The organism is Chelatococcus sp. HY11, from assembly GCF_018398335.1.
Lineage (GTDB): Bacteria > Pseudomonadota > Alphaproteobacteria > Rhizobiales > Beijerinckiaceae > Chelatococcus.
Genome location: NZ_JAHBRX010000001.1, coordinates 4,277,154 through 4,299,062, shown reverse-complemented (window position 1 = coordinate 4,299,062; position 21,909 = coordinate 4,277,154). Strand labels below are relative to the sequence as shown.

General features: G+C 62.5%; 24 protein-coding genes. 22 read left to right on the top strand and 2 right to left on the bottom strand.

Annotated features, from left to right (window positions below; all coding sequences use genetic code 11):
• Positions 1-9: 9 nt before the first annotated feature.
• Positions 10-300, top strand: a complete 291-nt coding sequence (locus tag KIO74_RS19560; RefSeq protein ID WP_502762121.1) for a phage tail assembly chaperone — start codon at positions 10-12, stop codon at positions 298-300.
• Here the strand turns inward: KIO74_RS19560 and KIO74_RS19555 are convergent.
• Positions 297-821 (bottom strand): hypothetical protein, encoded by a 525-nt coding sequence (locus KIO74_RS19555; RefSeq protein WP_213333485.1) that lies wholly within the window; start codon positions 819-821, stop codon positions 297-299. The genes KIO74_RS19560 and KIO74_RS19555 overlap by 4 nt on opposite strands.
• Before the next feature lie 54 nt (positions 822-875).
• Here KIO74_RS19555 and KIO74_RS19550 point away from each other — a divergent pair, with 54 nt between their 5' ends.
• The 17 genes from KIO74_RS19550 (at position 876) to KIO74_RS19475 (ending at position 18,574) form a co-directional block, all read left to right on the top strand.
• Positions 876-5,768 carry a phage tail length tape measure family protein gene (locus tag KIO74_RS19550; RefSeq protein ID WP_213333483.1) on the top strand — a complete coding sequence of 1,631 codons (4,893 nt, stop codon included), beginning with the start codon at positions 876-878 and terminating at the stop codon, positions 5,766-5,768.
• A gap of 11 nt (positions 5,769-5,779) precedes the next feature.
• Positions 5,780-7,315: a hypothetical protein gene (locus tag KIO74_RS19545; RefSeq protein WP_213333481.1), complete on the top strand. Its 1,536-nt coding sequence runs from the start codon at positions 5,780-5,782 to the stop codon at positions 7,313-7,315.
• A gap of 5 nt (positions 7,316-7,320) precedes the next feature.
• Positions 7,321-8,790: a phage tail protein gene (locus tag KIO74_RS19540; protein ID WP_213333474.1), complete on the top strand. Its 1,470-nt coding sequence runs from the start codon at positions 7,321-7,323 to the stop codon at positions 8,788-8,790.
• Between the two features lie 6 nt (positions 8,791-8,796).
• A complete protein-coding gene (locus KIO74_RS19535) occupies positions 8,797-9,663 on the top strand; it encodes a hypothetical protein (RefSeq protein WP_213333472.1) in 867 nt (288 codons plus the stop codon).
• A gap of 15 nt (positions 9,664-9,678) precedes the next feature.
• A complete protein-coding gene (locus KIO74_RS19530; RefSeq protein ID WP_213333466.1) occupies positions 9,679-12,654 on the top strand; it encodes a beta strand repeat-containing protein in 2,976 nt (991 codons plus the stop codon).
• Positions 12,655-13,163: 509 nt separating this feature from the next.
• Positions 13,164-13,565 (top strand): hypothetical protein, encoded by a 402-nt coding sequence (locus KIO74_RS19525; protein ID WP_213329915.1) that lies wholly within the window; start codon positions 13,164-13,166, stop codon positions 13,563-13,565.
• A 97-nt stretch (positions 13,566-13,662) separates the two neighbouring features.
• On the top strand, positions 13,663-13,983 hold the full coding sequence (locus tag KIO74_RS19520; protein WP_213329917.1) for a hypothetical protein: 321 nt from the start codon (positions 13,663-13,665) through the stop codon (positions 13,981-13,983).
• Positions 13,983-14,807: a hypothetical protein gene (locus tag KIO74_RS19515; RefSeq protein ID WP_213329919.1), complete on the top strand. Its 825-nt coding sequence runs from the start codon at positions 13,983-13,985 to the stop codon at positions 14,805-14,807. The genes KIO74_RS19520 and KIO74_RS19515 overlap by 1 nt, the downstream gene beginning before the upstream one ends.
• Positions 14,804-15,130: a hypothetical protein gene (locus KIO74_RS19510; RefSeq protein WP_213333464.1), complete on the top strand. Its 327-nt coding sequence runs from the start codon at positions 14,804-14,806 to the stop codon at positions 15,128-15,130. The genes KIO74_RS19515 and KIO74_RS19510 overlap by 4 nt, the downstream gene beginning before the upstream one ends.
• Before the next feature lie 40 nt (positions 15,131-15,170).
• Positions 15,171-15,296: a hypothetical protein gene (locus KIO74_RS32275; RefSeq protein ID WP_283772134.1), complete on the top strand. Its 126-nt coding sequence runs from the start codon at positions 15,171-15,173 to the stop codon at positions 15,294-15,296.
• Positions 15,293-15,517 (top strand): DUF7940 domain-containing protein, encoded by a 225-nt coding sequence (locus KIO74_RS19505; RefSeq protein WP_213333462.1) that lies wholly within the window; start codon positions 15,293-15,295, stop codon positions 15,515-15,517. The genes KIO74_RS32275 and KIO74_RS19505 overlap by 4 nt, the downstream gene beginning before the upstream one ends.
• The gene (locus KIO74_RS19500) at positions 15,514-16,026 is read left to right on the top strand and encodes a lysozyme (RefSeq protein WP_213333456.1); all 513 of its coding nucleotides are present in this window, start codon (positions 15,514-15,516) and stop codon (positions 16,024-16,026) included. The genes KIO74_RS19505 and KIO74_RS19500 overlap by 4 nt, the downstream gene beginning before the upstream one ends.
• Entirely contained in the window at positions 16,023-16,352 is a 330-nt protein-coding gene (locus tag KIO74_RS19495; protein ID WP_213333450.1) for a hypothetical protein, read from the top strand. Before KIO74_RS19500 ends, KIO74_RS19495 begins: the two co-directional genes overlap by 4 nt.
• Positions 16,352-16,630, top strand: coding sequence for a hypothetical protein (locus KIO74_RS19490; RefSeq protein ID WP_213333448.1), 279 nt, complete (start codon positions 16,352-16,354; stop codon positions 16,628-16,630). The genes KIO74_RS19495 and KIO74_RS19490 overlap by 1 nt, the downstream gene beginning before the upstream one ends.
• Positions 16,627-16,887: a hypothetical protein gene (locus KIO74_RS19485; RefSeq protein WP_213333442.1), complete on the top strand. Its 261-nt coding sequence runs from the start codon at positions 16,627-16,629 to the stop codon at positions 16,885-16,887. The genes KIO74_RS19490 and KIO74_RS19485 overlap by 4 nt, the downstream gene beginning before the upstream one ends.
• A gap of 20 nt (positions 16,888-16,907) precedes the next feature.
• Positions 16,908-18,173 (top strand): hypothetical protein, encoded by a 1,266-nt coding sequence (locus tag KIO74_RS19480; RefSeq protein WP_213333441.1) that lies wholly within the window; start codon positions 16,908-16,910, stop codon positions 18,171-18,173.
• The gene (locus KIO74_RS19475) at positions 18,170-18,574 is read left to right on the top strand and encodes a dATP/dGTP diphosphohydrolase domain-containing protein (RefSeq protein ID WP_213333440.1); all 405 of its coding nucleotides are present in this window, start codon (positions 18,170-18,172) and stop codon (positions 18,572-18,574) included. The genes KIO74_RS19480 and KIO74_RS19475 overlap by 4 nt, the downstream gene beginning before the upstream one ends.
• Positions 18,575-19,076: 502 nt before the next feature.
• Here the strand turns inward: KIO74_RS19475 and KIO74_RS19470 are convergent.
• Entirely contained in the window at positions 19,077-19,439 is a 363-nt protein-coding gene (locus KIO74_RS19470) for a hypothetical protein (protein WP_213333438.1), read from the bottom strand.
• Positions 19,440-19,786: 347 nt separating this feature from the next.
• On the opposite strand from KIO74_RS19470, the gene KIO74_RS19465 reads away from it, so the two are divergent.
• The 4 genes from KIO74_RS19465 to KIO74_RS19450 are packed head-to-tail and all read left to right on the top strand — an operon-like array spanning position 19,787 to position 21,619.
• Positions 19,787-20,719, top strand: a complete 933-nt coding sequence (locus KIO74_RS19465; RefSeq protein ID WP_213333436.1) for an ORF6N domain-containing protein — start codon at positions 19,787-19,789, stop codon at positions 20,717-20,719.
• The gene (locus KIO74_RS19460; RefSeq protein ID WP_213333435.1) at positions 20,716-21,030 is read left to right on the top strand and encodes a hypothetical protein; all 315 of its coding nucleotides are present in this window, start codon (positions 20,716-20,718) and stop codon (positions 21,028-21,030) included. Before KIO74_RS19465 ends, KIO74_RS19460 begins: the two co-directional genes overlap by 4 nt.
• Positions 21,027-21,272: a hypothetical protein gene (locus tag KIO74_RS19455; RefSeq protein WP_213333433.1), complete on the top strand. Its 246-nt coding sequence runs from the start codon at positions 21,027-21,029 to the stop codon at positions 21,270-21,272. Before KIO74_RS19460 ends, KIO74_RS19455 begins: the two co-directional genes overlap by 4 nt.
• Positions 21,269-21,619: a hypothetical protein gene (locus tag KIO74_RS19450; protein ID WP_213333431.1), complete on the top strand. Its 351-nt coding sequence runs from the start codon at positions 21,269-21,271 to the stop codon at positions 21,617-21,619. The genes KIO74_RS19455 and KIO74_RS19450 overlap by 4 nt, the downstream gene beginning before the upstream one ends.
• The last annotated feature ends 290 nt before the right edge of the window (positions 21,620-21,909 follow it).

The window sequence follows — 21,909 nt, the reverse complement described above, 5'->3', positions numbered from 1 at the left end:
AGCGAGGCGCTGATCGCCAATTTCGAGAAGATCGGGCAGCCAGTGCCGGAGCACATGCTTCCGCCGGATCTCGATCTCCTCGAAGCCGACCTTCTTGAGGCATTCAACGAGTTGGGCACTGATAGGCCGGTTGGCTTCGGCGTCGGGCCTATCCCCTTCTCGTCGATTGATAGCTATGCATCCCGCTACGGGTATGATGATGCCGAAGGTTTTGAACTCCTTCGGCGTGCGATCCGGCTGATGGACGCCGTGTACCTCGCAGCGGTCAACAAGCAGCAGCCGAGCGAGGCCCGACGTTAAGCTGGTCCTGTGCTGCACTCCTGATTCAGGGCGTCAAGGGCCATAGAACCGCCTCGCACCCCGAACAACGCGTTTGACTGGCCCGCAACTGGCGACGAAACGCGGAAGTATAGTGTGCGAGCGGTCGGCAGCTGGGATAAGAACTTGCTGACTTCAGCCTTGTTGTCGATGACCACCGCCTGCAAGTTCATCATCCTGAAATTCTTCACGTCGACGCCCGGCGCGTCGTCAAATCGGTAAGAGATTGCCGCATTGTTCGTCGTGCCAACCGGCCAGTCATAATAGACCATGATGCTTGGCGCACCTTTGGTGCACGACAAGCCAAGCACCGCTGCGTGTATGCCGCTGTGCGAAGTGAGATCGACTTTCACGGTGGTGGCCGAGATGTTCGTTCTAACCTTGCCGGATATCTCGTCTTGCTTCTGCTCAATCTTCCAGTCGCTGACGGTCGCGTCGCTCTGGCCAGCGGTTTGACACCCGGCGAGCAATAGTGCCCCCGCGATTGCGGCAAATACTCTCATTTTCCCCCCAAGCACTTCTTCAGTCCGCACATTGCGGCGATGGGCGAGGTTAGCATGCAAGTTAATGCGATCAAGCGCATCGATATCCAGGCCACGACGAAAGGCGTCGAGCAGGCGACTGCCGGCCTGAACAAGATGGCCGACGCGCAGGGCCGCGTTGCCGCTACCGGCGACGAGATGGCGACGGCTACCGAGAACACGTCCAGGACGGCGCTGTCGGCTGAGAAGTCGCTTGAACGCCTCGCGCGGCGCCTGGACGCTGAATATCGGATGACCAAGCAGGTTGCCGAGGCGCAGGCCCTTCTGGATCGCGGTCGGGGCACGGCGGCAGAGCGAACCGAGCAATATGCTCGCGTGCAGGACTATGTCATCCGGCAGTCGAAATCGCTGGAGGCGGCCAACAACAATGCCGCGACGGGGATCGTCAGGGTAGGCGATACGAGCAAGGTCGCCGGTCACCATATCCAGAACCTCGGCTATCAGCTGAACGACGTCGCGACGATGCTCGCCATGGGAGCAAGCCCGTTTCAGGTCTTGGCGAGCCAAGGCGGGCAGATCGCCCAGATCCTCGGTCAGACTGGCGTGTCAGGCGCTGTGAAGGGCATCGGAAGCGCTATCGGCGCGCTCATCACGCCGGTGACGGCCGCTGGCGCGGCCTTCGTAGCGCTCGGCGCCACCGCGCTCCTCGCCTACAAGTCATTCAACGACGGTCAGTCTGCGCTTCAGCAGTCACTGAAGGGCGTGGGCGCGGCGACGGGGGCGACCGTCGACGATCTAAATCGCATGGCTGAGGCAGGAGCGAAGGCCGGCAACATCACGGTGTCCGCCGCGCGCTCGATGGCCGCTGAATTCGCCAAGACCGGCAAGATCGGCCTCAGCAACTTCGATGACCTGATCGGCATCACCGAGCGGTTTGGAAAGACGGTTGGGCTCGCGGCTGGAGACGCTGCTGCTGAGCTGTCCCGAGCCTTCTCAGACCCCCTCGCAGGCGCTGACAAGCTGAACGAGACGTTGGGCTTCCTCGATGGCAAGACCCGCGATCACATTCGTTCGCTGGTCGACCAGAACGATCAAATCGGAGCCCAGAAAGTTCTCATCGATGCGTTGCGCCCGGCAATTGACGGTGCGGCCGTGTCCACCACCGGTCTCGCTGGAGCATGGGACACCGTCGCGAAGGCCGCGAGCAATGCGTTCGCCTGGATCGGTCAGGCCATCTCGGCGGCACCGAAGGCTCAGCAGTTGGCCGTGCTTCTTGAGCGTCGGCAGAAGGTCGGCTCCTACGATTCCTTCTGGGATAACCTAAGTGGTGGCAAATTCTCAAACGAGCTGAAGCAGTTAGACGGTCAGATCCTCGACCTTCAGAAATCCATTGCAGGCGACAACTTCAAAGCTGCGTTCGGCCAGGCGGCGCAGGGCGCTGCGAGGCTGTCGCTTGAGGTCGACAAGATCAATGATGGCCTCGACCCGATGGGAGCCAAGTATCGCACGCTTAAGGCTCAGGCCGCTGATTTGCAAAAGCAAGTCGACACCGCCAACGGTCAGTTCGATCGCTTCGACACGACGGTGAACGGTCTTGGCGCCAACCGGGTGACTGACCTGGAGAAGACCAAGCGGTCTCTCGATATGGTCACCCAAGCCTATAAGTCCATGGAGATGGCCAACGGCAAGATCATCACGCAAGAGGATGTGCTCCGCCAGAAGGACGAAGCGAGGCTGAAGGCCCTTCAGGCGAAGACGCCAGCCGAAAAAGCCGCCGCTGCTCAGGAGCAAGCGCGGCTGGATCTGATCGGCGAAACTGTTGGAGCGCTGGATAAGCAGGCAAGAATTGAGCGTGCTGGCGCCCTGGCTCGCCAGCAGGCGGTAAACGCAGCGTCGAAGGCGAAGAAGGACGAGGATCACGCTGTCAAAGATCTGATGGCCCGCAACGAAGCGCGGATCGAACAGATGGAAATGGAGGCGAAGGGCTACGGCAAGACATCGGCCGAAGTTCTGGATCTCCGCATGCAATATGAGTTGATGAAGGCCGCTCAGCGGGATGGCGTCCAGGTGACGGACGCAATGTCAGCAGCCGTACGTCAACAAGCTGAGCGCATGGCCGAACTACAAGCCGCAGCCAAGGCCGCCCGTGAAGAATTGGAGGCGCAAGAGTTTTCCCTCGATGGGCTTCGCGACGTCGCAAAGGATCTTCTGGATGCATCTGGGAGCTTCGCCGACGCGCTGAAATCACTTGGCCAAGCTTTTCAGTCGGCTGCACTCGATGCGCTGTTCACGGGCAAGGGGCCGCTCGCGGGCCTTACTGGCATGGCAAGCTCGGACGGTAAATCGACGGGTGGGCTGTTCGGCGCTCTCATGGGAAGCGATGTTAAGTTCTTCCGTGATGCCGTCGCAAAAGGCACCACTAATGGTCTGAAGGATTTTGTTGGGCCACGCACGCAGGAACAAATGGCCAGCGAAGGCGGCGGGCTGTTCGGTGCGTCTGGAAAGACAATGGCGGGCGGGGTGACGGCATTAGCCGCCGCAGCTGCGGCCTACGGTGGGGGGCTGTCGTCTGGGTCCCCTACGATGGGCGCGTTGACCGGCGTGATCAGCGGCGCAATTGCCGGAGCCACCTTCGGCCCGATTGGTATGGCGGTTGGGGCTGTCATCGGTGGTGGCCTCGGCTTTCTTGGTGGCCAATCGGCTCGAAAGCAACAGAAGGAAGAACTCCAGCGTCAGGCACAGGAAAACTATGACAATGCTAAGCCGCAAGTTGCTGAATTAGGCAGACTGTTTCGCGGTGACGACCTTGGTAACATCCAGCAGCAGATCCAGGGCGGTATCGACAAGCTCAACGAGCTTGGCCCTATCCTCGTCAACGCGGGTCATGTCGATGAGCTGATCGCCCTTCAGAAGGATTACAACACCTTCGTCGCCCGGATGAAGGATGAGTTTCGCGCGGACTTCACCGGCACGATTGAGGAGCTGCGCGCTGGGCTTGGCGCTCAAGGCCCGTTCAAGCAAGCATCCGACGCAGTGAAGCAGTTCGGGCAGAGCGCCAAGTCGTTCATTGCCGACGCGAAAACTGTGTTCGGTGACGGCACTGCGGAAGTGCAGGCCGCGCGCGAGGCTTCCTTCGAATATGCCCTGTCCATGCTCGACCAGGCGAAGACGCTCACGGAAGTGCAGCAGTCCATCCAGTCGATCAACGGCACGGCCGCTGGCCTGTCGAAGGTGCTGCAAGAACTCGGCATGTCCGCTTATGACACGGCCTGGCAGATCGAGTATCGCGTGCAGAACGCCATGGACCGGTTGCGTGATGCCTTCACCGATGGCCTTGAGCGCCGGCTCAATGAGGCGAGCGATCGCGGTTATATCAATGAGATCAGCGATCAGATTGCGCAGTACCGCAAGGATCTAGCGGATTCGGCCGCCCTCGGGCTCGATGGCGCCCTCGCGGCCAAGGTCTTCGCGGCCGAAGCCCAGCAGATCGTCAATGGTGCCGAACTCGCGGGCGATGCGTTCAACGCCCTCGTGCAGCAGTTCCCCGAACTGGCCGGCGTCGTGAAGGAGTTTTCGCAGGCGCTTGCCGACATGGGCAACGACCTCGCCGCCATCGCCCAGCGCCAGCAGGGCTACTACGATCGCATCTTCAACGCGGCCAACGACAACAGCACGCTGGAAGGTGCGCTGAAGGCCTTCGACCGCCAGGCGCAGCGTGAGCGTGAAGCGGAGATGAAGGCCGGCGGACAGGCCATCACCGATCTCGAGCTTGCCCTCGCCGCCGAGCGCGTCAAGATCGTCAATGACTTCGCGGCCAAGGCGAAAGCGGCTGAGCAGCAGGCGGCCGAACAGGCGGCCCGCGCGGCGCAGCAGAAGGTGGATGAAGCCCAGCGGGCCGTTGATGATGCCCGCGCCGATCTCCAGCGGGCCTATGAGCAGCAGGCCTCCACCATCAACGCCACGATCTCGCGGCTGGAGGCCTTCACCTCATCGATCCGCAAGCTGCGCACCGACCTGCGTTCCGACGACAGCCTGTCGCCCTATAACGATCGCCAGCAGCAGCAGGAAGCTCAGGCCACCTTCCAGGAGCTGGCGGCCAAGGCCATGGCGGGCGATCAGTCGGCGATGGACCAGCTCGCCGACGCGGCGCGCCGGTATCTGGAGGAATCGAAGGCCTATTACGGCTTCAACGAGGTCTATGCCCGGATCTTCGAGGAAGTGCAGTCGACCCTTGAGGCGGTCGGCAGCAAGGCGCAATCGGAACTCGATATCGCCCGGGCGCAGCTCTCAGCGCTCGACGCGCAGGTCAGCGGCCTCCTCACGGTCAACGACAGCGTGCTGACGGTGGCGGCGGGCATCGAGAAGCTGAACGCGGCGGTTGCCGCCTTGGCCGCGGCGCAGGCTGCCCAGATCGGCAACGGTACGGGCACGCCCGACCAGCGCACGGCCTATGTGACCTCGCTCTACCAGAAATACTTCGGCCGCCAGCCCGATCAGGCGGGCCTTGATTTCTGGGTGAAGTCGGATCTCTCGACGTCGCAGCTCGACCAGGCCTTCGCCGATGCGAAGGCGGCCGGCGCCATGCGGTTCGGCGGCATCGTCGGGGCCTACGCGCGGGGCGGCCTCATCGGCAACGGCATCTTTGATGTCGACAGCGTCATCGCGCGTTACGCCGGCGGCGGCAATATCGCGCTCGCGGGTGGTGAATATGTCATGCCGGCGCATCAGACGCGGGCGAACCTCCCCGTGCTCGAGGCGATGCGCTCCGGCCGCGCGCCGGCCAATGACGACAGCGCGAAGGAGGAAATCCGGGCGCTCAGGGCACTCGTCGAGCAGTTGATTGCCGTCTCCGCGCGAGGCCATCAGGCGGTTGCCGCGGCCGTTGTCGAGAATACCAGCGCGGTGAAGGCAGACACTCGCACGGCTTCAACGGCGCAGATCGCGCGCCGCACCGGCACCAACGGATAGGCTCACCCTCCATGCTCTATCTCGTCGAGATCGACGCCCATAACGGGGCGGCGCTGCTGACGTTTCGCTTCGCGACAGAAGCCTACATCACCAGCCCGTCCGACAGCCCGGCCAACACCATCTATGAACCGCGCATCGTCGACCCCGGCTCCTTCTCCGCCAATCTCTACAACGCGGGGCAGACCGGCGGCAGCGCCTCCATCGGCTTCGGCGATCTCATCCTCGCCAATGCCGATGGTGGGCTCGATGCGTGGTTTGACTATGGCTTCGACGGTCGCCGCATCGAGATCAAGCAGCTCGCGAGCGTCGCTTCGTCCTTCTCGTCGGCGGTGACGGTGTTCAAGGGCACGATCGAGACGATCGACACGACGGACGCCTGGAAGACGCTGCGGGTGCGGATCTTCGACAACCGGCTGACCCTTGACCGGCCGTTGCAGGTCAACCGCTATGCCGGGACGACGTTGGGCGCCGGCAACACCGCCGAGGGCACGGAAGATCTGCGCGACCAGCCGAAGCCGCTCGTCTTCGGCAAGGTCTATGGCATCCGGCCCTATGCCGCGAACCCGTTCGATGGCGTGTTCCAGGTGGCGGACAACGCCGTCAACGACATCGACGTCTTTGACGGGGGCTCCCCGCTCACGCAGGTCGGCAACTACACCTCGCTCGCCGCCCTCATCGCCGCGACTGTCCTGCCGGGCCGCTATGCGACCTGTTTCAGCCTCGGGCTTTTCCGCATCACGCGGTCCGCGTTCCAGCTCACCGCCGACGTGCAGGAGGGCGTGCAATGGTACGAGCGTAATGCCGCCGCCATCGTCCGTAAGATGCTTCAGCGCGCTGGCCTCACCACGGCGGATTATTCCGAGGCGAGCCTTGCGGCGCTGAGCAGTCTCAGCCTGTCCGAATGCGGCGTCTGGATCGACAGTGATCAGCATATCCTGGACGCCGTACAGCAAGTGCTGAACTCGGTCGGCGCCTGGATCGCGCCGAATGCCAATGGCGTGCTGGAGGTCGGTCGCTTCGAGGCGCCGGGAACGCCGGTCACCACCATCACGATGGATGACATCATCCGGCCGGAGAATATGACCTTCGAGGTCACGAATGATGCGGGCCGGGGCGTGCCCGTCTGGCGCGTCGTCGCTCGCTACAAGCGGAATTACACGCCGTTGTCGGGCTCCGAGGTCGCGAAGTGCACGCAGCAGAATGAAGACTACAAGGCCTATCTCGCCACGGAATGGCGGGAGCGGAAGGCGGAAGATGCCGCGATCAAGACCAAGTACAAGAACGCGGGCGAGCTGACGATCGAGACATGCTTCACGCAGCCGACCGACGCGCTTGTCGAGGCGACGCGGCTGCTCTCGCTCTACAAGGTCAGGCGTGACCGGGTGAAGGTCGTGCTGTGGGCTGAGCGGGCCGCCGGCATCAAGCTCAACGACACCGTCACCGTGCAGGTGCCGCGCTTCGGCTATGCGGCCGGGCGCCCCATGCGCGTGATCGGACGCGATGAGAGCCGCGCCGAGAACATCGTCACCCTCGATCTGTTCGGCTGACCCTCATGGCAGATAGCGCAATCACCATCGCGTCGGTCGTCAAGTCCGGCGGGGCTGGCCAGATCCTACTGATCGTCACCACGAGCGGTGGCGGTGGGAATGAGTGCTTGCCTTACATGGCCTTGCAGAAGGTGGAAATTTACGCCTCCAAGACCAACAACCGCGCCACCGCGACCAAGGTCGGCGACACGATCGGCACCTTCGTGCATGGCAATCTCGGCGTGTCCGAGACCTGGTATTACTGGTTCCGGGCGATCGACAACAACAGCCCGCCGCTGGTCGGTGAATGGTATCCGTTTTCGCCCACTGACGGCGTCGTGGCGACGACCAGCAATCAGGTGCCGCCGCCGAATTCGGTCGGTACGCCGCAGCTGCAGGATGGCGCGGCGACCGCGCAGAAGATCGCGAATCTCGCCGTTGGTTCAGCCCACATCCAGGCCCTCGCGGTTAAAACCGGCAACATCGACAACCTTCAGGTGACCGACGCCAAGGTGGTCACTATGTCCGCGGCGAAGCTGACAGCGGGCGTCGTCACGGCAACGATCACGATGACAGCGCCGCTCATCAACGGTGGCAGTCTCAATGGCACGCGCATTCGCATCCAGGCGACCGATGGCACCCTCGTCGAGCCCGGCATCACCTTCAACTCGACCGTCGCTCCCAACGTCTCTTCGGTGAAGATCAACCAGACCGGGGCGAATGGCGAGGCGGCCATTTATGGCACCAATCTCGGCACGGGGCCGCAGTCGCACGGCGCGCGCTTCAACAGCATTCCGATTACCGGCCCTGCGGGCGGCTCGGCGCTGCTCGGGTTGCCGCCCGCGTCCGGTGGCTACGCGGTCTTCTGCGAGAGCGGCACGGTTGGGCCGTTTACCGGTTCGCATCCTGGCTTCATCAGCAAGAACGCGCCCGATATCCCGCTTGGGTCAATCCTGGTCGACCTCGATGTGATTGACCGGCGCGGCGTCGACGACACCGTCACGTCGGTCGCGCTCGCAAGCAAGGCGATGGACCCGGCGGCAATTGGCGTTCTGACGCGTCGGCACGCTCTCGATGAGGCTTCTCTGCACGCCGTAGTCGATGGATCCGACGTCCCGCCGATGAAGTTCGACGGGGCGGTTAGCCTGCAACAGCGCCTTGGCAGCGGCGCTTTGGCGCTGAGAAAGCACCGCGAGGCCTGGAAGCAGAGCAAGGCGAAGCGCGCGGACTGGGCAGCCCGCTTCGACGGCGTCGTGATCAACGGCCTCGGCGAGGGCCAGGTACTGGTCTGCGGCCGGGGTGGCGATCTTGCCTTGGGCGATCTCGCCTGCACATCGACGATGCCGGGCGTCGGCATGCGGCAGCCGGATTTTGATCTCGGTGGCCAGTCCGTCCAGCTCGTCACCAACTACACCGTGGCCCGCATTCGCGAGGCCGTGACGTTCGCCGATCCCGACGAGGTCAAGCTCGTCGCCTGCATCTATCTCTGCGGTTAGGGCGCCATGGCCGATAACAGAATCATGCTGCTTTACAATGCGTTGTCCGATGGCGGCGCCATCGCGGCTGGCTACGGCTCATGGACCGCCGGCCTGCCGCTTGCCAATCTCCAGAACAGCCAGCTGTTCAAGCGCGCCCGCTCGACAAATCTCAATCTGACCAGCACCCGTTTCCGTATCGGATTTTCCACTCCCATCGCGCAACGGGTGTTTCTGCTCGGGCCTCACAACGGCTCAGGCGGCATGCAATACCGCATCCGCGGCTATTCCAACTCCGGCTACTCCACGCTGATCTTCGACACCGGGTGGATAGGCCGCTCGGTCTCATCGCTGACCCTGCCTTGGGAAACCTTCAACTGGTGGCTGGGCGGTGCCGGCACCGAGAACGATGACCCGGAAGTCAGGCCCTGGATCATCCATGTCTTTGACGAGCAGGTGACCGCGCAATTCTGGCAGCTCGAGATCGACGACACCGGCAATGCGGCCGGCTATTTCGAGGCGGGCCGCCTGTTCATGGCCGATTGGTGGGAGCCGTCCATCAACTACCAATACGGCAATAACGGCCTGACCTTCGAGCCCAACGTCATCCGCGAAAAGTCGATCTCGGGCGCCGAATATTCCAGCCGGCTCGGTCCGGCTGTGCGAGTATTTTCGTTCAACCTCGATCACCTTCCCGATGCTGAGATGTACTCATCCGCTTATCGCATGATGCGGATGGCGGGCGATGACCGCGAGGTCTTCGTGATCCCGGACCCGGCCGACGCATTCATTCAGCGCCGCTCCTTCTTGGGCCGGCTGCGCTCCATTGGCGGCCTCTCGCAGAACACTTATCAGCGCGGCGGGACCTCCTTCGAACTCAAAGAACTCATCTAGACCGGAGGCCTCCTTATGGCTCTTGATTCGACCGCACTCGCTGCGGTGGCGCGGCTTATCGCGCTCATTCCGGCGAATTTCAACGGCTTCAACCATCAGACGGTCTTTCCCCAGACCGGCAATGACATGGGGGTCGTCGCCAACGCCATCGCGGCCGAAGCCTTGCTCGCCATCAATGCGGCGGCAAATCTCACGGGCACGTCGACCACGTCGACCGCGATCGGCACCGGCTCGAAGTCCTTTGTCACGCAGGCCGGCAAGTCGTTCAATGTCGGGCGCTATGTGCAGATCGTCTCGGCGGCGAACCCGACCACACGGCAGATGTCCGGCCAGATCACGTCCTATTCTGGCACGTCGCTGACCGTCGATGTGAGCGCGGCGATCGGCTCGGGCTCGGCTGCGGACTGGACGATCTACCTGTCTGGACCGGCGGGCGAGGGTGAGCCTGGCGCTGATGGCAACACCATTCTGGGCGGCTCGGGTGCCCCCGAAAGCGGCGACGGCATCGATGGTGATTTTTACATCGACACAACGGCCAACGCCATTTACGGCCCGAAGACTGCCGGCGCGTGGGGGGCGGCAAGAAGCCTCGTTGGCCCCGCTGGCAACACAGTAAGGTCTGGGACAGGCGCGCCTTCGTCAGGGCTTGGCGTCGATGGTGATTGGTACATCGATACTGGCGCCAATACGATCTACGGCCCCAAGTCAGCAGGCGCGTGGGGGAGCAGCCGCAGCATCAAGGGCGCCGATGGGAAAACCATCCATTCCGGCACCGGCGATCCCGGCGGCGGCCTAGGCGCAGATGGCGACTTCTATATCGACACTGCAGCCCTGAAGATTTTTGGGCCAAAGACCTCCGGCACATGGGGGGCGGGTGCCAGCTTGCGTGGCACGGCTGCCACCGTTGAAGTCGGGGCGGTGGAAACCGTGGCGGCTGGCGAGCCGGCGACCGTCGTCAATGTCGGTACGTCGCAGGCGGCAACCCTCAATTTCAAGATCCCGGCGGGAGACCCCGGCGCCGCCGCGACGATCGAGATCGGTGCCGTGTCGGGCCTACCCGCCGGATCAACGCCGACCGTCACCAATGTGGGAACGTCGGGCGAAGCGCTCCTCAATTTCGCCATTCCCCAGGGCGCTGTTGGCCCGGCCGGTCCCGTGATCGCCGCTTCCTGGAACTTCTCCACCACCACGACCGATGCCGATCCAGGCAATGGCAATGTGCGGCTCAACCACGCAACGCCTGCCTCCGCCACCTTCATCTATTTCGACAATCTCGATGCCGGCGGCGCCACCGTCACCGCCTGGCTCGATGCCCTCGACGATTCGACGACCTCTGGCAACAAGGGCACCATCCGCCTGGCGATGGTCGACGCCCCGACGACCTTCGCCGATTACCGGGTGACGGGCGCGGTCGTCGACGGCACCGGCTATCGCAAGGTGCCGGTTGCCTATGTCACCGGCAGCGGTACGCCGACGAACGGCGCCAAGCTGGCCTTCAGCTTCGCGCGGACAGGCGATGCCGGTCCGCCCGGCGCAGGCTCGGGTGATGTCACGACCTCCGGCGCCGTTGCCGCAGGTGATATCGCTGTCTTTGCCGACGAGACAGGAAAGGTCCTCGAAAGCGGCGGCGCCTTCAGCTCCTATTCCGCATCGCTCTTGGGCGGGGCCAATGAGGCGGCTTGGAAGGCGGCGCTCAATCTGGAGATCGGCACCGACGTCCAGGCTGCTTCCGCGACGCTCACCTCAATCGCCGCGCTGGCGACGGCTGCGAACAAGGGCTTTTACGCAACGGGCGCGGGGGTCGTCGCCGAATATAACCTGACCTCCTTCGGCCGGACGCTCGGCGGCCTTGCGGATTATGCTGCGCTCAAGGCGGCGCTCACCCTGACGAAGGGTGACGTTGGCCTCGGCAATGTCGACAATACGTCCGACAGCACGAAATGGTCGGCCACTGCCACGCTGACGAACAAGGTCATCAATTTCGCCAACAACACGATCAGCGGCATCGCGACCTCGCATTTTGCATCCGGCGTCATCGACGCTGACAACACGCTGGCGGCCGACAGCGATACCCGCCTTGCCACACAGAAGGCCATCAAGGCCTATATCAATAACCTCCTGGCCGGCGCGGACTTCGCGTCGATGAAGGGCGGCATCAGCGCCTCGACCAACCCGAACTATCCGGCGGCCAATGCAGGCGACACCTATCGCATCACGACGGCGGGCCGCATCGGCGGCGGCTCCGGCCCCGTCGTCGAAGTCGGCGACATGGTGTTCTGCTTCGTCGATGGATCGAGCGCGGGCACGCACGCCTCTGTTGGCGCGAATTGGCAGGTGGTGCAGACCAATCTCGACGGTGCGGTGATTGGCCCGGCCTCATCCACATCGGGGAATGCCGCGAGCTTTTCGAACAGCTCCGGGAAGAGCATTCAGGACAGCGGCAAGGCTCTCCCTTCCGGCGCGATTGTTGGCACCACCGACACGCAGACGCTGACCAACAAGACATTGACCAGCCCGGAGATCATTTCGCCAACGGGCCTCGCCAAGGCTGATGTCGGCCTCGGCGATGTCGACAACACGTCGGATGCCAACAAGCCGGTATCCGCCGCGCAGGCCGACGCGATCGCTGCCAAGCCCGAGGCCTTCATCCTCGCCTGCAGCGACCTCACCACGTCGCTCACCACCGGCACCGGCAAGGCCTATTTCCGGCTGCCCTATGCCTTCACCCTCACGGCCGTCAAAGCCTCGCTTCTCACCGCGCAGGCATCCGGCAGCATCTTCACCGTCGACATCAACAAGAACGGCACCTCCGTCATTTCGACGAAGCTCACCATCGACAACACCGAGAAGACGTCTGCCACGGCCGCGACGCCCGCCGTCATATCCTCCGCCGCCTTCCTCGCTGACGACGAGGTAACGATCGACATCGACCAGATTGGCAACGGCACGGCGGCCGGCCTCATCGTCGAACTGATCGGTAACCAATCATGAGCCTGATCATCAACCCATACGTTTTCGCATCCGCAAAAAAGCCCCTCCTAATGATAAGCGGGTTCGTCGGCGGCGTTTATCGCATGATCTATTCGCGCGACGGCATCACCTGGACGACGAATACCGGATTTACAGTCCCGAGCAACTATTCGTGGTATGCGGTTGGCTCGCTGTCCGGAACTCCCTGTTTCCTGGCGGGCGAGAATTCTAACGTCAATTCGTATCTCTACACGAACGACCCAATGGCCGGGTGGACTGGGGGCACGGTTCCTGGCACGGCAGCAGGTAGTGGCGCATTCTCAGCGACTGAGAACGTCATTTTTTCTCAAGCAGGTAGCGGTTCTCAGAGGGCTACCGCTCTGTCAGGACCGTGGACAGCAATATCAACCGTCAATGCCCGAAAGGTTATTCATGATGGAACCGTTTTTATAGCGGCTGGTCAGAACGCGATATACACGGCCTCGACGGCTTCAGGGACGTGGACAAATCGGCTATCTGGAACATACACGATGAATGACGTCGCGAAAGGTGACGATGGGCTCTATGTCGCGGCCGGTGTCTCGGGCGACATGCGCACCGCGACGTCGCCGACTGGCGCGTGGACTTCCCGCACATCGTCATTCGGATCGGACAACATCAACGGCATTTGCAAGGGCGCATCCTATTGGGTTGCGGTCGGCAATGCCGGGAAAATTGCGACCGCTACGGATCCAACCGGAACCTGGACGCAGCGAACTAGCGGGACATCGGATGCCATCAATAAGGTAGTCTACAATGCCGCGCTGGGGCTGTATGTCGCTTCCACGACGAGTGGAATACTCACCGCCACAGACCCAACCGGCCCATGGACCGCAAGGACAACACCGTCTTCGACAGCGGTTCGCGGTATACTAAGCTTGGAAGAGTGGTGATCCACCGACCGCTGCTTCGCACCCCGGCCTGATTTCTCCCTCAAGAACCGCTCACCCGCCGCCCTCCGAGGCGGCTTTTTCAATTCAGGAGGGCCGCATGGCCACGGTTTATGTCGAATTCGGTTCGGCCGCGTCGCCGGCTATCTCGCAGGGGCTGCACCATGCGGCCCCTGTTGCCTCGGAGAAGCTTGCGGTCTCGGGAACGGCGGCCGTCTCCGCTGCCGCGCCGGGTGGCATGACCGTCAACGGGCAAGACCAGAATATCGCCCGCGTCACCACCGACGTGGACGTGTGGCTGACGAGCGGCACAGGCACGCCGAACCCGTCGAATGCGCCGCGCCGCGTGCTGCTGGCTGGAAGCTCGATCGACCTCCTGGTGCCGGCTGGGCACAAGATCGCGGTCAAGGCGCTCGACTGATGGCCGGCCTCGCGCTCTCAACCGGGCTCGGGCTGGCGCGGCGCCCCCGTCTCTGGACGCCGCCGAGCTATGACGCGCGAGCCAAAGCGGTCTTTGACTTTTGGGACGGCGTCGGGGCTGCTCCATCCGCTGCCGTGAAGTCTCTCCTCAACGAGACGATCGTTGCCTTCCAGGATTTTGGCATTTGGCCGGACGCGGATCTGATCGCCCCGACGGGCGCCACCAACATGATCCATGGCGTCACGGACCTGAAGAACCCCGAAGCGTCGAAGATCTTCGCCTTGTCGAACTCTCCGACGTGGACTGACCGATACGGGTGGACCGGCAACGGCACGTCCAGTTACGTGGGCACAGGCCGCCGGCCGTCTGTTGACGGCGTCAAATGGACCGTCAACGACGCCAGTATCTGGTCCTATACAGACACAGACGTAGCCGCGTCCGTGCCGGATGTCGGGGCCGGTGAGACTTTTTCCGCCTTCTGCATTCCGCGTGGCGCCACGGGCTCCATGGGCGGGCAGCTCAACCGGGTCAGCGGCGCGACCACGCTCGCTGTTGTCGCGTCATCGGCCGGACTTTCGGGGATCTCCCGCATCGACGCCACGACCGAACGGATCTGGCGCGATGGCGTCCAGATGGCGGAAGCCACCGTCTCGGCTGCCGGCCGCCCCACCGGAGAGTTTCGCATCGGCGGCAGATCGCCTTCGACCTTCAGCACGCGCCGCGTGGCCTTCGCAATGTTCGGGGCTTCGATGGTCGGCAAGGAAGCCAATCTGAACACCGTCATCCAGAACTACATCACAAAGATAAAGGCTGTCGCAGCATGAGCGTCGAGAACAAATTCATCATCACCGCCGCGCAGAAGGTCGCCCTCGAAGCGCTGAGTAACCCGACCAGCATTCCCCCGGTCTATATCGCCCCGCGTGCGATCGACACGGCATCGCCGGGCGTCGGGATCAACCTGAACCCGGATGCGGTCGAATTCGAGGCGGGCGCGGTCGTTGAACTCGTCGGCAAGTTCGTGGCGCCGAAGCGCATCATCGACGATCCGGCCTACATCGCCAATGCGGCGGCAATGGTCGCCTATCTGCGTGATCTGCCGTACGCCCTGCTTGAGGCAGAGACGATCTTCGCGCCTGTCACGGATTGATCGCCCGTGCCGCATGCGGGAATAGCCTTCGGAGACATCAATGAAACTGCTGCTGATCGTGGTGCTCGTCGCCGCGGCCTTGAGCGCTTGTGCGTCTCGCGAGGGCAACTATTGGGCTGGTGTCGCTTACGGCACGAAATACGTCGTTGAAGGCGAAGACCGGTGAGGCTCGTCCCCAACTGGCGAGAGGTCCTGCGCTACGCCTGGAGCATCCGCCTGCTGATCCTCGCCGGCGCTCTGTCCGGTGCCGAGGTCGCGCTTCCGCTCCTGCAAGAGATCCTGCCCATCCATCGCGGCGTGTTCGCCAGCCTGTGCGCGCTGACCGTTTGCGGCGCCTTCGTCGCGCGCATCGTCGCGCAAAATTCCGTGTCGGGAGAGAAACAATGAGCGCTCGTGCCCGCAAGGCCCTGGCAGCGGGGGCCGCGCTTGGCCTCATCGCCATGACGGCAACCTACCTGACCGAGCCGTGGGAAGGCACCGTCAACACCGCCTATTGGGATAGGCTCGGAGGCGTCTGGACCATCTGCACGGGCGAAACGCTCAACGTGAAGCCCGGCATGGTGAAGACCGACGCCGAGTGCAAGGCGATGCTCCTGTCTCGGCTGGAGAACGACTTCCACAAGCCGCTCGCCCGCTGCATCCCCGGCTTCGACGATGCCCCGCTCGGCTGGCAGGGCGCGATGCTGGATGAAACCTACAACATCGGCGTCGGTGCGGCTTGCTCATCGACGGCAGCCAAGCGCGCGCGGGCCGGCGATTTCCGGGGCTCCTGTCATGCCATGACCTGGTTCAACCGGGCCGGCGGCAAGGTGATCGCCGGTCTGAAGAACCGGCGCGAATACGGCGACGCGGCTCGCATGGGTGAGCTGGAGCTGTGCCTGGAGAGCCTGAAATGAACGCTGTCGCTTCGGCCATCGGCGTGCCCCCGATCGCGATCTATCTCGTGCTGGCGATCCTCGCGGCCGGCGGCATCTGGGGCTATGGCGCATTGCGCTATCACGACGGCGTGGCGACAGAGCGGGCCGTATGGCGCGCCCGTCAGGCTGAACTCGTCATCGAGCGCAACGCGGCGATCGCGAGGGCCGATGCCGCCGATGCGCAGCTGAAAGACGCTCAGGACAGCATCGAGGAGACCAACCGCGCCGCGATCGAGGCGACCCCGGCGAACGACGCGCCAGCCCTGCCTGACGATGTTGTCCGCCGTATCCGAGGGGTGCGCTGATGCGGCAGATCCTCGTCCTTCCCATCATCATAGTCTTGGCTGGGTGCACCACCGCCCGTGAAATGGCGCCACCGCCTGCCGAGGCTCCCAAGCTTCCCGATATCCCGCTCGACATCCGTCACTGTTTCGTCGGTGTCTTCGAGATCCCCGACCGTGCGCTGTCGGTCGAAGACACCGAACGCTTTTGGAAGATTGACCGGGCTCGATCCGGTTCACAACAGCGCTGCGGCCTCCGGCTGATCGCCCGTGACGATGCGCTCCGGGAGGGGTGGCGATGAGCACAGCCCGCACTACCGGCGAAAGGCTGGCCACATTGGAAGAGCGCGTTGCCAACCTCAAGACCGACGTTGCCGAGGTGAAGACGAACGTCGAAGCCCTGCGGAAGGACGTGACAGAGATCAAAGACATCATGACCCAGGCCAAGGGCGGATGGCGTGTCTTCGTCGTCGTCGGTGGCCTCGCGGGCACGGCAACGTCCGGCTTCCTGTGGCTGATCGGCAAGATCTGGCCATTCATTTCCGGGCTCCCCCGGTAACCTCTCCATCAAGGATCTCAATGACATCGACCCTGTCTGACGATCTCGCGATCGAGGCGGCCGAAGCCTTAAAGACCTACGGCAGCCAGAACGCGGCATCCAGAGCGCTGGGCATCGCCCGCTCCACCTTTCAACTTCGCCTTGCCCGTGCCGAACAGCGCGGTCTGACGGGATCTGCCCCGCATGAAGCGCCGGCCTCCGCAGCTGAACTCGTCGCGGCTGATCGCAAGATCGTCCGTCTTCAGGACGAGGTGAATGACCTCCGGGCCAAGCTCCGCGAGGCACAGCGTGGCCATCTAGCAGACGAGGTCATCCTTGCCGCGTTGGGAGCCATGGGGGCCGCTCCCGAAGCCCCGCCGGACTGGCTCGTCCGAATTCCGGCCGCAACCCCCAACAAGAAACCGGAGGTGCCCGTGACCATTTGGTCGGATTGGCACATTCCAGAAGTGGTGAGGCCGGAGGAAGTCGGCGGCGTCAATGAGTACAACATCGACATTGCCGAACGGCGTGTCCGCCGGCTCTTCGATGCCACCGTAGATATCTGCGCCAACCACGGGCCGAAAAACTACCCCGGCATTGTGGTGAACCTGCTTGGCGATTTCGTCTCCGGCGGTCTTCATCCCGAGCTTGCCAAGACCGATGAAGAGGAGGTTATCCCCGCCGCGCTGCGGTGCCGGGACCTCCTGATAACCGGCCTTGAGCGCATGGCGACAATCTTCGGGAGGGTTTACGTCCCATGCGCAGCCGGGAATCATGGGCGAGGCACGCCGAAGCCTGAGTTCAAGCGCTACGTCTACAAGAACTTCGACTGGCTGATATACCAGCTTCTGAAGCGCCACTTTGCCAACGATCCGCGTGTGACAATCGACATCCGCGCTTCAAACGAGGTTCACTATCGGGTCTATGGCCAGCGCTACCTTGCCATGCATGGTGACATGCTAGGCGTGAAGGGAGGGGACGGGATCATCGGGGCGATCGGCCCTATCATGCGCGGTGAGGTCAAGACACGCGGCCAAGCCACCTCCATCGGCAACGACTACGATATCCTCTTGATCGGCCATTGGCACCAGCAACTTTGGCTACCGCGCGCCATCGTCGCGAACACCCTCAAGGGCTTCGATGAGTTTGCCAAGAACGCGCTTCGCGCATCTCCAAGCGAGCCGTCACAGCCACTTTGGTTCGTTCACCCGGACCGCGGGATCACGAGCCGTTGGGATGTGAAGGTGGAAGACCACAGCCCCGTCACCGCGGAGTGGGTTTCGTGGAAGGAGCCTGCGGCGGCATGACCGACGACACCAACCCGAAGGACCGGGCCGGCTCGTGCAGGGTCGACCTGTCGCTGTTCCCGGCTGCCGGCTTGATCCATGGCGCGCATGCCATGATGGACGGCGCCGACAAATATGACCCGTACAACTGGCGTGAGAAGAAGGTCAGGACACGCGTCTACATTGCCGCAGCACAGAGACATCTGCTCGACTACCTGGACGGCGAGGACACCGCCGACGACAGCGGCGCGCACCACCTCGGGCACGCCATAGCCTGTTGCGCGATCATCCTCGATGCGATGGAGACAGGAAACCTTGTGGATGACAGGCCGGTGCCGGGGAAGGCCTCGGCGATCCTGAAGCGCCTGGAAGCCGTGATCCGGTCAAAGAAAAAACCCGCACCGACGCGCGGAGCGGGCTGAAGGTCCAAACTGCAGACGCCTCTTTATAACATAGCTACGTCGGAATGTCGCGCCGCCCTGTCCTTCGGGACCGGGCGGCTTTTGACGTTTTAGGGCCTCGACGAATTGTCGCCACCTCCGACGAATTTCGTCGGATGTCATCGAACGAAGATCGTTCGATGTCGCGGTGGTCTCCTCAGATTTGAGGGCACCTCTCCTCAAGGTATCACGACCGTCGTGACGCCTTCTCAAAACCTGCCTGTTGGACAGGTTAAGCCGAAATCGCCAACGAAATCAGAGTTCTTGCCACCGTGGGGCAAACCCCGACGCATTCCGTCGAGCTTCTAAAGTACGCAAAACGTACTTTAGACCGGGTCATGTGGGGGGCTGGCAATGTGGGAGAATCCCATATTGAGGTCAAACCGGAGAATTCCCGGTTTGTGCTGGCCCCCGGCAATCCAAGTATTTCCGGGAATGCAACCTCAGATTTTCCGAGGATGAGCGGCCGACCGTCCCGAAGCGGTTATTCCCCGCTTCGGGGCTTCGGTTTCTTGACCTTACTGTGGGTACGCCCGATTTGCTGTTCGGCAAGCGAGATAATCCACTCAATTGCCTCTTTGAGGCGATCCAGCCTTTCGTGGTCGGCGCGCAAGGAATACTCGTCCAACAGCGATTGAGGGATAGGGGGATATGGAGGGGGCTCTTCCATATGTTCGTAGCCGGGCGAGGGATCAGAGGAGAGGCCTTCATCTAGATCCAGCGTGTTCTGGAGACGTGTGACGATCTCCGCGTTTAGCGATCGCGGACCCGCGGCTTCGATGAGCCGCCGATGCACGTCCTGCGGAAGCCTGAGGGTGATCCGGATGTAGTCATCTTGCTTGGCCATGGCTGTGGATACCACCGAAATGGTGTCATGTGAAGCTTGACACCATAATGGTGGAGTGTATGGTTAACCCACCATTTTGGTGTCACTAGGAGATCCGATGAGCCAAGCAAATTGGCCGAGACTGATGCTTCGCCTCCCCACCGACCTTAAGCGCTTCATGATGCGTGAAGCCAAGCGAAATGGATCCTCGCAGAACAGCGAGATCGTCCGAGCTATCAGGGAGAAGCTGGATCGCATGAAGAACGACGACGGAGCACATGCCGTGGAAAGCCGCTCCGTCGTCGCTGAAACGAAACCGCCTCTTGCAGGCGGCCCCCGTAACCACCAAGGCTGTGAAGGAGCCTCTAATGGTTGATGATGTTTATACGCATAATCCCCATGATGGGGAAGTGGTGACTTTGCCGCCCGGCTTGCCAGCGGTGCATGAAGGTGCGGTCGAAGACCTCCCCGTCGTCGCGTACGAAGGCAGGCGCGTTATCACCACCGAGCTGCTCGCCAAGGTGTACGGCACGGTCGGCCATAATATCCAGATGAACCATGACCGGAATGAAGAGCGGTTCATTGAGGGCACGCACTATATCAAGCTAACCCATTCAAAATTAAAGAAATTCAAGAACTCACCCACTGTGAGTGGGTTAGTTGGAAAGAACGCCCCCAGCCTCATCTTGTGGACAGAACGTGGTGCCGCCCGGCACGCGAAGCTGCTCGACACGGACATGGCGTGGGAGGTGTTCGAGAAGTTGGAGGACAGCTACTTCAATCAGGCGGTCGCGCCTGTGCGTTCGGAAGTGGCGGTCACGATGCTCGACAAGGAGGTCAAGCGCGTCATCGGGAACATGATCAAGCAGTGCACGGGCGTGGTGCTTCGCGACGAGATCGCCCCGATCATCGCCAAGGCCGTGCAGGATGCCCAGCGCCGCGAGGATATGCATCCGACCGTGGACATGACATCGACGGTGACGGCGGCGGACATGCTCGATCTGGTCCAGGTCAAAGGCCGGTTCCGCGGTACGACGCAGTTCATCACCCGTGAGATGCTGAAGTTCACGGCCAAGGTCGGATGCTGGCGCACACCGGCCCATGTCAACCGTAGCCAGCCCTGGCGCTTCCCTCGGGAGAAAGCGCAGGAATTTCTGTTCGGCGCGAGCCTCGGTGCTGAGCTGGTCCGGTCCTATGTGGCCGGACGGACAGAGCGCCGCGCCAAGGCCTCGCTGCCGGTCGACCAGAAGGTCATCCAGTTCCGTGCCCCGGCTACCAGCTTTGAAGGAGGTGCGGCATGAAGGCCGACATTCTCACCATGACACAGCATCTGCCGCTGATGATCGAGATCGCTCGCCGGGCCGTTGAGCTCGAGCGTTGCGAGTTCGATCAGAAGTGCCGGGTCCAGGATCTCCATGACGGCTATCGGGTGTGGAAGGAGGCGCACAGCGTCCCGCACGTCGACTTCAACACGCCCGAATGGGAGGCGATGAAGGGTTTCACCGAACAGCAGTATGACGCTGTGGAGCGGGCGAAGCGCGAGACGTACAACGCCAAGCGCCGCCTCCAGACGGCTATCCGGCGGTTGCCCGGGACGGGAGGTCAGCTTTGAACGACATCCGGAAACAGGTCCGCGCTCAGATCATCCAAGTGATGGAGCAGGCCCACGAGAAAGGTGAAGACGTGTGGAAGGCGGCCGAAGCCGCTTTCCCAGGCGTGCCCGATGGCGTGATCATCGATGCTTGGTGCGACTTCGATAGCGCGGTTGAAGATCGCTGGTGGCAGTCCCTCGAAAAGACGATCGAAGGCGAGATCGTCAAGAACGCCATCGCCAAGACGGGAGGTGCCGCATGACGGGCCTCTCCCTGACCGAAACGACACCGGACGCGACGATCCTGGACGTGGATCTGTCCGGGGTGGAGATGACCCGGCTGTCCGCCCTCTATCTCGCCATCAACACGGCCAAGGACGTGCTGGCGGTTCACTGCGCCACGTCGAGCGGGGCGGTGGAGGACCTTCTCGGGTTCGAGGTCGAGCGCCTGAGCTTCATGCTGGCAGCAGTGCAGGAGGAGGCAACACACCGCCTGCCGAACGACCTGACCGAGCGGCGGGCTCGGGCGGACATCATCGCGCGGTGGGGCCTTGAGTGCGGTCAGTGGCGGTGGGTGGCCGATGGTGTGAAGGCAGCGAACGCCGCCTGATTCGACCAAGCCCCTGAAACAGAGAAGGCGCCCTCGCGGCGCCTTTTTTGTGCCCACCTATTTCTCGGGGCCTTGCCGAATGCGAAGTGTCACAAGGACTTGGCTAAGATCGTTCTCCGGATGTTCCATAAGCGGGGAGGATGTTCAAGACGAGCCTCCGCTACCAAATTTATTCAATTGAATTAATTTCTTATAGAGAATGGCTGTAGAGCGACGCAGCTCTCAACCGTTTTCTAGACACTTTGCCTAGACACTTTTGTGCCTCTGATGTTCTCATCCTCGTACACAAC